Origin of the sequence: Rahnella sp. CFA14(1/10) (genome assembly GCF_004195095.1) — a bacterium.
In the GTDB taxonomy this organism is placed as follows: Bacteria; Pseudomonadota; Gammaproteobacteria; order Enterobacterales; family Enterobacteriaceae; genus Rahnella; species Rahnella perminowiae.
The window spans coordinates 59,645-71,971 of sequence record NZ_SEWS01000013.1 but is presented as its reverse complement, the minus strand read 5'-3'; the positions used below and the strand labels follow the sequence as shown (position 1 = coordinate 71,971).

The 12,327-nt window shown below is 54.3% G+C and carries 11 protein-coding genes and 1 pseudogene; 7 read left to right on the top strand and 5 right to left on the bottom strand.

Translation table 11 applies throughout. The features are described 5' to 3' along the window. The first annotated feature begins 10 nt into the window (after nucleotides 1-10). Nucleotides 11-637, top strand: coding sequence for a lysoplasmalogenase (locus EVX52_RS22385; protein ID WP_129992156.1), 627 nt, complete (start codon nucleotides 11-13; stop codon nucleotides 635-637). A 114-nt stretch (nucleotides 638-751) separates the two neighbouring features. Then, a complete protein-coding gene (locus tag EVX52_RS22380) occupies nucleotides 752-3,106 on the top strand; it encodes a zinc/cadmium/mercury/lead-transporting ATPase (protein WP_129992155.1) in 2,355 nt (784 codons plus the stop codon). Between the two features lie 18 nt (nucleotides 3,107-3,124). Here EVX52_RS22380 and tusA read toward each other — a convergent pair whose 3' ends face one another. Next, nucleotides 3,125-3,385 (bottom strand): sulfurtransferase TusA, encoded by a 261-nt coding sequence (gene tusA / locus EVX52_RS22375; RefSeq protein ID WP_129992154.1) that lies wholly within the window; start codon nucleotides 3,383-3,385, stop codon nucleotides 3,125-3,127. 227 nt (nucleotides 3,386-3,612) lie between these two features. Between tusA and EVX52_RS22370 the strand changes: the two genes are divergently transcribed. The 4 genes and pseudogenes from EVX52_RS22370 to EVX52_RS22350 form a co-directional block, all read left to right on the top strand. Continuing rightward, on the top strand, nucleotides 3,613-4,284 hold the full coding sequence (locus EVX52_RS22370; RefSeq protein ID WP_129992153.1) for a 7-cyano-7-deazaguanine/7-aminomethyl-7-deazaguanine transporter: 672 nt from the start codon (nucleotides 3,613-3,615) through the stop codon (nucleotides 4,282-4,284). 125 nt (nucleotides 4,285-4,409) lie between these two features. Then, entirely contained in the window at nucleotides 4,410-4,976 is a 567-nt protein-coding gene (locus tag EVX52_RS22365; protein WP_129955192.1) for a DcrB family lipoprotein, read from the top strand. A gap of 235 nt (nucleotides 4,977-5,211) precedes the next feature. Beyond that, complete coding sequence (glpT, locus tag EVX52_RS22360; protein WP_129992152.1) at nucleotides 5,212-6,564, top strand: glycerol-3-phosphate transporter; 1,353 nt, start codon at nucleotides 5,212-5,214, stop codon at nucleotides 6,562-6,564. Between the two features lie 196 nt (nucleotides 6,565-6,760). Continuing rightward, nucleotides 6,761-7,015: pseudogene (locus EVX52_RS22350) on the top strand (glycosidase); the annotation flags it as partial. A 136-nt stretch (nucleotides 7,016-7,151) separates the two neighbouring features. Here the strand turns inward: EVX52_RS22350 and yigL are convergent. Continuing rightward, nucleotides 7,152-7,961, bottom strand: coding sequence for a sugar/pyridoxal phosphate phosphatase YigL (gene yigL / locus EVX52_RS22345; protein ID WP_129955194.1), 810 nt, complete (start codon nucleotides 7,959-7,961; stop codon nucleotides 7,152-7,154). Nucleotides 7,962-8,009: 48 nt separating this feature from the next. Beyond that, entirely contained in the window at nucleotides 8,010-9,002 is a 993-nt protein-coding gene (pldB, locus tag EVX52_RS22340) for a lysophospholipase L2 (RefSeq protein WP_129955195.1), read from the bottom strand. A 121-nt stretch (nucleotides 9,003-9,123) separates the two neighbouring features. Between pldB and rhtB the strand changes: the two genes are divergently transcribed. Then, complete coding sequence (gene rhtB / locus EVX52_RS22335; RefSeq protein ID WP_015699115.1) at nucleotides 9,124-9,744, top strand: homoserine/homoserine lactone efflux protein; 621 nt, start codon at nucleotides 9,124-9,126, stop codon at nucleotides 9,742-9,744. A gap of 63 nt (nucleotides 9,745-9,807) precedes the next feature. On the opposite strand, the gene rhtC is transcribed toward rhtB, so the two are convergent. Beyond that, nucleotides 9,808-10,425 (bottom strand): threonine export protein RhtC, encoded by a 618-nt coding sequence (gene rhtC / locus EVX52_RS22330; RefSeq protein ID WP_129955196.1) that lies wholly within the window; start codon nucleotides 10,423-10,425, stop codon nucleotides 9,808-9,810. 37 nt (nucleotides 10,426-10,462) lie between these two features. Then, nucleotides 10,463-12,295, bottom strand: a complete 1,833-nt coding sequence (gene recQ, locus EVX52_RS22325; RefSeq protein WP_129955197.1) for an ATP-dependent DNA helicase RecQ — start codon at nucleotides 12,293-12,295, stop codon at nucleotides 10,463-10,465. Nucleotides 12,296-12,327 lie beyond the last annotated feature (32 nt).

Below are 12,327 nucleotides of genomic sequence, written 5' to 3'. Positions count from 1 at the left end.
AGGATAAACAATGAGTTGGCCATTCCTCGCTGTATTTTTCTCCGGCTGGTTATTCGTTGATGCCAGCTATCGCGGCCCGCGCTGGCAGCGCTGGGTCTTTAAACCCGTCACCCTGTTATTGCTCCTTTTACTTGCCTGGCAGGCACCGACACTCAACGTTTACAGCTATCTGATCCTGCTGGGTCTGGCGGCGACGCTGGTGGCTGACGGCCTGTTACTGTTGCCTGAAGAACGCTTTATGTATGCCATCGGTGCGTTCTTCCTGTCGCATCTGCTGTATACGCTGAGTTTTGCCAGCCAGATGACCATCACTTTCTTCTGGCCGCTACCGCTGACGTTGCTGATCCTCGGTGCAATACTTCTTGCCGTGATCTGGACGCGGCTGGCTGAACTGCGATGGCCAGTGACCACTTACATCGCCATGACCCTGCTGATGGTCTGGCTGGCGGGCGAACAGTATTTCGCACGCAGCACCGACATGGCGTTTTCGTTATTCTGCGGCGCGGCGCTGTTACTACTGGGAAATATTCTCTGGCTGGTCAGCCGTTACCGCTTTACCTTCCGCGCAGCTGACGCGCTGGTTGCCGCCTGTTATTTTGGCGGGCACTTCCTGATCGTCCGGTCGCTATACCTGTAAAATATCCCGCCGCGGAACCGTTCTGGTTCCGCTGATAAAATACTTGTTGACCTTAGAGCTGACTCCAGGGTTTACACTGGGAGTCATTCCACTCGGTTCCGAACCGGAGGCTTTATGATCCCACTGCAAAAAAACAACGGCTGTAGCTGCGGATGTCAGGGCAAACGTGCGCCTGCACTGCGTATCAACAAAATCGGCGCTATTGCACAGCCGGGCACCCATCCGGCAGGTTGCTGTAGCGAAAAAGCCACGCTGGCGGTTTCTGCCTGCGCCACGACAGACAGTTGCTGTGCGCCAAAAACAGGTGAGCACTCACACACATCAGACGGCAGCGGCACTGAAGGCTCGCCGGGTGAAGATGACCCCGGAGCACCGCTTTCCGGCAGTCAGCAATACAGCTGGAAGGTGGAAGGCATGGATTGCCCGGCCTGTGCCCGGAAAATTGAAAAAGCGGTTTCCGGCATTCATGGCATCAACCGCGCCAAAGTCTTGTTCGCCACCGAAAAGCTGGTGATTGATGCCGGTTTTGATATCACCCAAAACGTGCAGAATGCCGTCACCGCCGCAGGTTTTACCCTGCAATCGCTCGACAAGCCACACAGTAAACCTGCCGCTGAACCTTCCCGTTTCCAGGAAGCGCTGCCTCTGATCGCGCTGTCGGCGCTAATGTTGCTGAGCTGGATTCTCGACCATATCAATCCGCAGGCTGGCAAAATCGCGTTTATCGCCACGACGCTGGTCGGGCTATGGCCGGTACTGCGACAGGCGATTCGCCAGACCCGGGCCGGTTCGCCATTCGCCATCGAAACGCTGATGAGTATCGCCGCGCTCGGTGCACTGTTTATCGGGGCTACGGCCGAGGCGGCCATGGTTCTGCTGCTATTTATGGTGGGTGAACGCCTGGAGGCTTTTGCATCCGGCCGTGCACGCAGCGGGGTAAAAGCGCTGATGGCGCTGATCCCGGATACCGCCATCCGTATTGTGAATGGTCAATCGGAAACCGTGCCAGTCAGCCGTTTGCGTCCCGGCGATATCATTGAAATCGCGGCAGGTGCACGCCTGCCTGCCGACGCCGTTTTACAAAGCGCCGCCAGTTTCGACGAAAGCGCGCTGACCGGTGAATCAGTGCCTGTAGATCATCTGCCCGGTGAAAAAGTACCGGCGGGCAGCCTGTGTGTTGACCGGCTGGCACGCCTCGAAGTGGCTTCCGCACCGGGCAGCAGCGCCATCGACCGCATCCTGCAACTGATTGAAGAAGCCGATGAACGCCGGGCGCCAATCGAGCGTTTCCTTGATACCTTCAGCCGCTATTACACACCGGTCATTATGCTGATGTCGTTGCTGGTGATTATCGTTCCCCCGCTGGCAATGGGGCTGTCGTGGGAGACCTGGATTTACCGCGGGCTGACACTGCTGCTGATTGGCTGCCCGTGTGCGCTGGTGATTTCAACACCTGCCGCCATTACGTCCGGACTGGCAGCGGCCACGCGTCAGGGCGCATTAATTAAAGGGGGTGCAGCGCTTGAGCAACTGGCGCTGATTCAAACCGTTGCGCTGGATAAAACCGGTACGCTGACTGAAGGCAAACCTGAAATCACGAAGATTTTACCGCTGAACGGCGCCAGCGAAGGCGAGGTATTAAGTCTGGCATCTGCGGTGGAAGAAGGTTCGCATCACCCGCTGGCGCAGGCGATTCTGGCCCGTGCAAAAACCAGTAATCCGCTACCGCTCACGGCGCAGGATCGCCGGGCCCTGGCCGGTGCCGGCGTCGAGGGTGTGGTCGCAGGCCGTAAAATTCAGGTGCTGGCCCCGAAAAGTGTCACGCCAAACGGCCTGACGCCGGAAACCTTTGTGCAAATTGCTGACTGGGAATCCACAGGAAAAACCGTCGTCGTGGTATTACAGGAAGGGAATGCGATCGGGCTGATCGCCATGCAGGATCGTCTGCGTGATGACGCGGCCGACGCATTGCAGAAACTCAAAGCACTGGGCGTGTCCGCCGTCATGCTGACCGGCGATAATCCGCGCGCGGCAAAAACCATCGCGGACCGTCTGGGCATTGATTTTCGTGCGGGTCTGCTGCCTGCGGATAAAGTTTCGGCGGTCACTGCGCTGAACGCACAGAAACCGGTCGCCATGGTCGGTGACGGGATTAACGATGCGCCTGCCATGAAAGCGGCGACAATCGGTATTGCGATGGGAAGTGGGACGGATGTCGCGCTGGAAACGGCGGATGCCGCGCTGACGCACAACCGCCTGAGCGGACTGGCGCAGATGATCAGTCTTTCACGCGCCACGCGGGCGAATATCCGCCAGAACATTACGATAGCGCTGGGGCTGAAAGCGATTTTCCTGGTGACTACGCTGATGGGTCTGACCGGATTGTGGCTGGCAGTGCTGGCGGACTCCGGTGCAACAGCGCTGGTGACCGCCAATGCGCTGCGGCTGTTGCGCAATAAATCGAAATAAACCACACGGGCTGAGCCATCAGCCCTGTTTTTCCCTCAACCCTTTGCACAGTAAATAACGATACGGCTGATTGTCGGTATCAGATGCTAATAAGGTGTGTTCCATAAAACGGCAGAAACCGGGTATATCGCGGGTCGTTGCCGGATCATCGGCGATAATCAGCAGTGTTTCGCCATCTTTCATGGTGCGTACCACTTTGCGAACCATCATCACAGGTTCCGGACAGCGCAAACCCAGCGCATCAAGCTGATGGTCGGGATTGATAAAGGGATCGGTCATTTCGTTTCTCTACACTTCTTTGGGCGCAGCAAAGCCTCATAGTTTAACCCGCTGGATTTCACACGCAACAGACAGAGCTCATTGCGCTAAAATTAACCGCCGGTCCTGTTGCGCAAACGGTGCGCAAACAGTTACTATGCGCGCCGCAAACAGCTAACGCCCCTGCGGTTTCAAGAATGCAGGGTATTTGGGTTCCCTCACCCCAATCAACTAAAAAGGTCACATATATGTACTCCTTTACTGCTCAGCAGCGGTTCTCCGCGCTGATATGGCTTTCGCTATTCCACATTGCCATCATCACCTCAAGTAACTATCTGGTTCAGCTGCCCGTTTCCATCTTTGGTTTTCATACCACCTGGGGCGCGTTCACTTTTCCGTTTATTTTTCTGGCCACCGATCTGACTGTCCGCATCTTTGGTGCACCGCTGGCACGACGGATTATTCTGTCCGTGATGGTGCCCGCACTAGCCATTTCCTATGTCATCTCAGCGTTATTCTTTGAAGCGCAATGGCAGGGCATGGGAGCGCTCAACAGCCTGAATATCATGGTTGCCCGTATCGCCACCGCCAGTTTTATGGCGTATGTGCTGGGGCAAATTCTCGATGTTCACGTGTTTAACCGCCTGCGCCAGAACCGCCGCTGGTGGATAGCGCCGGTCGCCTCAATGTTCCTCGGCAATATCAGCGACACGCTGTCCTTCTTCTTCATCGCCTTCTACAAAAGCAGCGATGCCTTTATGGCTCAGCACTGGGTAGAAATCGCGATGGTGGATTACACGTTCAAAGTCCTGATCTGTCTGGTGTTCTTCCTGCCGATGTACGGCATGCTGCTCAACATGCTGCTTAAACGTTTGTCAGCAAAGGGAAACACTCCGCATTCTGCCGTCAGCGTGCATTAAACCCGGTCGCCGGTAAGACACAAATCGCGCCATAATCTGACTTGCATTTGTGGCCTGAATAGGTTGCCATAAAGGCTGTTAAGTCAACATGTAAGCCTGGTGAACAGGCCACTTAAGGAAGCCCGATGCGTAATATCGCGAAAATGATGGGAATGGCAGTACTGATCGCCGGTCTGGCTGCGTGTGACGGTAAGTCGACCGATGCACCGGCCACAGATAAAGGTGCACCGGCGGCCGCAGCGACGGCGGCGACCACACCAGTCAGCCTGCTGGATGGCAAAGTCACCTTCTCCCTGCCGCAGGGGATGAGCGATCAGAGTGGTAAGCTGGGCACTCAGGCCAATAATATGCACGTGTATGCAGACAGTACCGGCCAGAAAGCAGTGATCGTCATTTTGGGAGATAACACCCCCGAATCACTGGACGTTCTGGCGGGTCGTTTACAGGATCAGCAAAAAGCGCGTGATACCAATCTGCAGGTCGTCACTAATAAATCTATTCAGGTGAACGGCCAGACGTTGCAGCAATACGACAGCGTGATCACTTCTGCCGGTCAGAAAGCCTATTCGTCTATCGTTTTGGGCAAGGTCGACAGCCATTTGCTGACCCTGCAAATTACCCTGCCTGCGGATAATCAGCAGCAGGCACAAACCGATGCAGAAGCCATTATCAGTACCCTGAAAATTCAATAAATTCAGGGGTGATGGAAATATCAGGCGGGGCTCAGGCTCCGCCTTTTTTGCTTTGTGCTGTTACCCAATCTCACAACCCCGCCCGACTGCAATAAAAATGTAACATTTCCGTCATAAATCACAGTCCGTTTGTGCGCGAATAACTAACATGATGTTCGTTATAGAACACATTGGCCCAGCCATTTCCCCATGGCTCATGATGAGTCGGACCTGATTTATGCCATCGGAGGCATGTATGCTCAGTATCTTTAAACCCGCGCCCCACAAAGTTCCTGTTGATGAGACTCACGTCGATCCGCTGTACCGCCGCCTCCGCTGGCAAATATTTATGGGGATTTTCTTCGGTTATGCGGCCTACTATCTGGTGCGCAAAAACTTCGCACTGGCGATGCCTTATCTGATTGATCAGGGCTTCTCACGGGGTGACCTTGGTTTTGCGTTGTCCGGGATTTCCATCGCCTACGGCATCTCAAAATTCATCATGGGTTCGGTGTCGGATCGTTCGAATCCGCGCGTCTTTCTGCCTGCTGGCCTGATCCTGGCCGCCGCAGTGATGTTATTCATGGGCTTCGTGCCGTGGGCAACGTCAAGCATCGCCATCATGTTTGTCTTGCTGTTTCTGTGCGGATGGTTCCAGGGAATGGGCTGGCCACCGTGCGGACGTACTATGGTGCACTGGTGGTCACAGAAAGAACGCGGTGGCGTGGTATCGGTATGGAACTGCGCACATAACGTCGGCGGCGGCATTCCTCCGCTGCTGTTTCTGCTGGGTATGGCGTGGTTTAACGACTGGCATGCGGCGCTGTATATGCCTGCTTTCGGCGCCATCTTGCTGGCGGTATTTGCCTTCATGACCATGCGCGATACGCCGCAGTCCTGCGGTCTGCCGCCGATTGAAGAATACAAAAACGATTACCCGCCGGACTATGTAAAAGAATCTGCTGAGCAGGAACTGACGGCGAAGCAGATTTTCATGCAATACGTTTTGCCGAATAAATTGCTGTGGTACATCGCGCTGGCCAATGTCTTTGTCTATTTGCTGCGTTACGGCATTCTGGACTGGTCGCCGACGTATCTGAAGGAAGTGAAGCACTTCGCGCTAGATAAATCTTCCTGGACATATTTCCTTTATGAATACGCAGGCATTCCCGGCACCCTGTTGTGCGGCTGGATGTCGGACAAAGTCTTCAAAAGTAATCGAGGCGCAACCGGCGTGTTCTTTATGGTGCTGGTCACCCTCGCTACCGTGGTGTACTGGCTCAATCCGGTCGGCAATCCGGGCATTGATATGGCCTGTATGATCACCATCGGCTTCCTGATTTACGGGCCGGTAATGCTGATTGGTTTACATGCGCTGGAACTGGCACCGAAGAAAGCGGCCGGCACCGCCGCAGGTTTTACCGGACTGTTTGGATATCTTGGCGGCTCGGTCGCGGCCAGCGCCATTGTGGGTTATACCGTGGATTACTTTGGCTGGGACGGCGGTTTTATCGTGATGATTGCCGGTTGTGTGCTGGCCGTTATTTTGCTGCTACTGACCATGCTCAGTGAAAACAAACATAAGGCGCAGCTGGCAAAAAGTGCCTGACGTTGGGTTTATCTTCGTCGAAAGGCACCGAAAGGTGCCTTTTTTACGCGCCATCCGGGAGAATCCGCTTGCCCGTTACATCAAACAATAAAATGCTGGCGGCATTAAACCCGAACCTGAGTGGCGTATTTTTAGCAAAGGAGAGCTGTTTCGATGACTTCATTTTCAGGATATGTTCGCCAAAGCGCGCATAGACCAGCGTTATTGCCTCGCCGCGATGCTGCTCGACCTGAATAATCCGTTCAACATCCTCGCCAAGTCTTCAGTACCGCTGTTACAGCCGGAAGCGATTTATGAAAAAGAGGGATTTTTTGGCAACGTGGTGTTCACCTGCGGCGCCTTGCTGGAACAGGAGATGCTGAAAATTTATTATGGGGCAGCCGATGAGTGCATTGCGCTGGCAACAATGCCGCTGAATGCTTTGTGGGGGCATCTCGGCCTGCCAACGTGAGTGTGGCAGAAATTCACGGCAACGGCGGATAAAAACAGCCTCGACACCGGCACGTTAGGCTTCAGCGACATCGGTAATAAAGCGGCAGATGCAGATCCCAAAGCAGAGTGGAAACCCTGCTTTGGTTTACCGCAGATTAACGCTCTTCGGACAAATACATCTTACGCAGGTAATGCGGCACGGCGTCATCAGCATTGGAACCGATGATCTCAGCATCCGGCATCGCCGCCTTCAGGCGCGGCAATGATCCGCTCATCAGACACCCTTTACCGGCCATGGTCAGCATTTCCAGGTCATTCAGTCCGTCACCAAAAGCGATGCAATCTTTCAGGGAATAGCCCATCAGTTTGGAGACATATTCCAGCGCATGGCCTTTTGATACGCCGCCTGCCATCACTTCCAGACACACCGGCAGTGAGAAACTGACGTTCACACGGTCGCCCCATCGCGCATTGATAGCTTCTTCCAGCGGCAGCAGTTTTTCGTGATCTTCACAGGTGAAATACACTTTGCAGATGCCATCGGTTTCCAGCAAACCCGGTTCATACAGTTTGTATTTAAAAACGGATTCACGGAAGAAATCATCCTGATCGGCACGGTCACGGTTCATGTACCAGTCGTCATTGCGGTAAACGTTGGTCAGAATATCCGGATTATTGTGCATGATACCGAACAAATCTCTGGCGATGTCTTCATCCAGATTGTGCGAGAAAATCAGTTCGCCATCGGTGTTATGCACACGCGCACCGTTGGAGGTGATCATGTACGCACTGATTTCCAGATTGTCGCGCATCTGCGCCACATCGATATGGTGACGCCCGGTGGCGAACACGAAATGCACGCCGCGCCGGGTCAGCAGTTTCAGCGTCTCTTTGGCGAACGGGGTCAGGGTATGATCAGGTGATAGCAGTGTGCCATCTAAATCGGAAGCAACAACATGGTACATAGCGTTAGGTTCTAACCTCTGATGGAGTTGTGCGCGGCGAACCGCGGATTAATGCTGTCGCGCAAAAAAGCGCATGATAGCGTCCAGCGCCTGTGCCCTCAGGTCGTCCCGTTCAAACAGGATCTCATGGCGCGCGCCTTCGATGACCAGCGGTTTTTCCCCTTCACAGGGGTGCCCCGCAACAGCCATGGCCTGACAAAAAGCAAGATGGGACCGGTTATCCACGACACGGTCTTCGCTCGCCTGCAATAACAAAACAGGAGTGGTGATTTTTTCGGCTTCTTTCAGGATATGCATCCCCGCCTCAATCCCTTCACGCACCCAGTGATAAGTTGGCCCGCCGACCTGCAACTCAGGGTAATCGGCATAAAAACGCAGATTACGGCGATAACGTTCGCGGCTGTGGGTCAGACGGTTGACCACAAAGGGTAACGGTCGCCAGTGGCCGGTACCGAGCGCATAACCGTCACGGCGCAGCGGGCGATTCTCCGCCCAGTTGAGGATCCGGCGTGAAATCCAGCCCGGCATCGGCAAATAAATGCCCGTCATCGGCGCGAGTAGTGCCGCTGCATCAAACCTGCCCGGATTTTTCGCCAGAAACAGCGCCAGAATTGCCCCTCCCATGGAGTGTGCCAGCGCGAACTTTTTCGCGTACTGACGTGGGGCAATCTCCAGTTGATAAAAGCTTTCGAAATCCCCGACATAATCGTCAAAGTGATTAACGTGCCCGCAGTGTGGATCATCGAGCATACGCCCGGAACGCCCCTGGCCACGATGATCAACAATCATGACATCATAACCACAATGGAATAAATCGTAGGCCACTTCAGGATATTTTACGTAGCTTTCTATACGCCCGGGTGACACCACGATGACTTTATCATGCTCCGGGGAACAGAACCGGACGTAGCGGATCGGAACGTCGTCAATGCCGCAAAACTCGGCTTCTTCGCGTGTACGCCAGAAATCCAGCAAAGGTCCGGTCGCAAAGGCGGAAAACTCCTTCTCTCGGGTTAACCACTTGGCAAAATTCACAGGCATTCATTGATCCAAAGTCGTCAGGCAGGAAGGAGGAAAGTGTTATTTGTGAGTTATAGCGCAATTATAAACAATGGCGTATTGTGCCATAAAACAACCTAAAACGTATTCAGGGAGTCTCGCAATGACACTGGACTGGTGGTTAACCTACCTGCTCACCACTTCTATTTTAAGTTTATCCCCCGGTTCCGGTGCCATTAACACGATGAGTACAGGCATCAGCCACGGCTATCGCGGGGCGGTGGCGTCAATCGCCGGGTTACAACTCGGTTTATCCATCCACATCGTGCTGGTCGGTATCGGGCTGGGTGCTCTGATTTCCTCATCGCTGATGGCCTTTGAAATTCTCAAATGGCTGGGTGCAGCGTACTTAATCTGGCTGGGTATTTGCCAGTGGCGCTCTGCCGGGGCGATTGATCTGAACGCGCTCGCCAGCAGTATGCCGCGCCGTCGTTTATTCAAACGCGCTATTCTGGTGAACCTGACCAATCCTAAAAGCATTGTGTTTCTGGCCGCGTTGTTCCCGCAGTTTATCATTGCGCACCAACCTCAGGCTGCACAATACGTGGTACTGGGCGTGACCACGGTCGTTGTCGACATCATTGTGATGATCGGTTACGCCACGCTGGCCACCCGCATCGCCGGTTGGGTGAAAGCCCCGAAACAAATGCAGTTGCTGAACCGTATTTTCGGCTCACTGTTTATGCTGGTGGGTGTGTTGCTGGCGAGTGCCAGAAAGGTTTAACACCGCAGAATGCAAAAAGGGTCCGGCATCAACCGGACCCTTTTTATGTGCAAAATGCGTTAATTAACGATTCATGATAAGCGCAACACCAAAACCTGCAAATACCACGCCCGCCACGCCATCAATCCATTTCGCTAAACGCTGGTATCCGCGACGCATTTTCGGCAGGGCAAAAACCAGCGCCACGAGCGAAAACCAGGCCAGGGTTTCCACTACGATCAGCAGAAATATGCCCAGACGCTCGCCACCGCTGACACTGTCGCCAACGAACATGGAGAATACGCTGCCGAAATAAATCACGGCTTTAGGGTTCGAAAGATTGGTCAGTAACCCGCGCATAAAAGTACGACCACGGGCAGGCAATGCCACCGGTGTTTCATCGCCATTCTGCTTTTTAGCCCGTGCTGATTTCAGCAACTGCCAGCCCATCCAGCACAGATACAATCCGCCGCCGACGGTAATAATCTGATGCAGCCAGGCCATTTTTTGCAGAATCAGATGCAACCCCATCAGCGCAACGGCTGCCCACACCAGCACCCCCAGTGTAATACCAATCACACCCATCATGGCTTCTTTACGCGACCGGCTGGCAGCCGTTTGTGAGACAAAGAAGAAGTCCGGCCCCGGACTCATCAGCGCGATCAGATGAACCATCGCAACCGTCAGAAATAGCATCAGCATGATTAACTCTCTGTGTTATGTGTAGGAAACAGAATTCTTATTCGTCGCCGTTATCGATGTGATCACGGATCATCGCCATAAAGGGCCGGCCGAATTTCTCCAGCTTACGCTGACCGACACCGGTGATGTCCAGCAAATCGCTGGCGCTGACCGGCAGATGTTCAGCCATTTCCAGCAACGTGGTGTCGTTAAATACCACGTACGGCGGTACATTGTTGTCATCTGCCAGTGACTTACGCAGTTTGCGTAATTTGGCAAACAGCTTGCGATCGTAATTTCCGCCATAGGTTTTCTGGCTGGCATTGCTTTTAATTTTGAGCGTTTGAATACGCGGCACCGCCAGTTGCAACGGGATTTCACCACGCAAAACCGGACGCGCCGATTCCGTCAGTTGTAAGGCCGAGTGCATGGCGATATTTTGCGTAATCAGTCCAAGATGAATGAGCTGGCGCACCACGCTGGTCCAGTGCTCGGTGCTGTGTTCTTTGCCGATGCCGTACACGCTCAGTTTTTCGTGGCCGTATTCACGGATACGCTGGTTGTTCGAACCGCGCAGCACTTCGACGACATAACCTAAGCCAAAACGTTGCCCGACGCGCGCAACGACTGACAGCGCCTTTTGCGCATCCAGCAAACCGTCGTAGCGTTTTGGCGGGTCAAGACACACATCGCAGTTACCGCAGGCATTCTGTTTACCTTCGCCAAAATAGTTAAGCAGTACCAGACGGCGGCAGGTTTGAGCTTCGGCAAAGGCGTTCATGGCATTCAGCTTATGACGTTCAACGTCCTGTTGCGCACCCGCCGGTTTCTCTTCCAGACAGCGCCGCAACCACGCCATATCGGCCGGATCGTAAAGCAGCACCGCTTCGGCAGGCAGGCCGTCACGTCCTGCACGCCCCGTTTCCTGATAATAAGACTCGATGGTGCGCGGAATATCGAAGTGCACGACAAAACGCACGTTAGGTTTGTTGATGCCCATCCCGAAGGCCACGGTGGCAACCACAATTTGCAGGTCGTCACGCTGGAAACCTTCCTGCACACGGGCACGGGTGTCGTTATCCAGCCCTGCGTGATACGCCCCCACGCTCAGCCCGCGGCTTTGCAGACGGGCGGCGGTGTCTTCGACTTTGGCCCGGCTGTTACAGTAAATAATGCCGCTTTTTCCGCGCTGGTCCTGCACGAAACGGATCAGCTGATCGAGCGGTTTAAATTTTTCTACCAGTGTGTAACGGATATTCGGGCGATCGAAACTGCTAACCTGAATCAGCGGATCGTTCAGCTCCAGCAGGCGGACGATATCATTACGGGTCGCTTCGTCGGCGGTTGCCGTCAGGGCAATCACCGGCAATTGCGGATAACGCAGTTTCAGCTGTCCGAGTGCGCGGTATTCCGGGCGGAAATCATGGCCCCATTGGGAAATACAGTGCGCTTCATCCACGGCAAGCATCGCCGGGTTCCACTGTTGCAGCTGTTCGAGGAAATCGCCCATCATCAGGCGTTCCGGCGCGATATACAGCATTTTGATACGCCCCGCGCGGCAACCGGCCATGACGTCAAGTTGCTGCTCACGGGTTTGCGTTGAGTTCAGGCAGCCGGCTTCAACGCCTGCAGCCATCAGTTGGTCGACCTGATCTTTCATCAGCGAGATGAGCGGCGAAACGACCAGCGTCAGACCGTCCATCACCAGAGCGGGAATTTGATAGCACAGCGATTTACCGCCGCCTGTTGGCATCACGACCAGGCAATCCCGGCCAGAAATGGCGGTATTGATGATGGTTTGCTGGCCTGGTCTGAATTGCTGATAGCCGAAGGTATCGCGTAATACCTGATGAGCCAGCTCTTCTTTGTTTATCACTGCCGCCGTAGACACTCAATTCCCCAACTGTTCAAACCACCCGGCTA